Genomic DNA, 329 nt, shown 5'->3' on the forward strand with positions numbered 1-329 from the left:
GATACTTCTGGTGTAGTTCTTTTTACACTTCCTAACCCAAGTGAGTTAGAAGTTCCAGGACCAAATCAGCCTATTATCATTTATGGCAAAAAATATTATACTCATAAAATGACTCGTGAGTATTTTGATAATAAAATTTCCACAGTTAAAACTTCTTCTGACTGTTACTACGATATTACTGTTTTAACGGAAAAACAATATGCCGAATTATCACCGCGCGGGCCGTCTATGTCGGGTAGTGAATAAATATAAATCCGACTTTGATGTTAATATTCACCGCGGTACATTTTGGGGAAATTACGTCGGTAAAGATGCTGGCAGCCGGGAGG

General features: G+C 37.7%; 1 protein-coding gene. It reads left to right on the plus strand.

The annotated features are described in order from the left end of the window. Positions 1-246, plus strand: a 246-nt coding sequence (locus BRSPCE3_RS35915) for a hypothetical protein (protein WP_244071857.1), incomplete at its 5' end; no start/stop codon positions are given. Between the last annotated feature and the right edge of the window lie 83 nt (positions 247-329).

Origin of the sequence: Bradyrhizobium sp. Ce-3 (assembly GCF_022835695.1) — a bacterium.
Classification (GTDB): domain Bacteria; phylum Pseudomonadota; class Alphaproteobacteria; order Rhizobiales; family Xanthobacteraceae; genus Bradyrhizobium.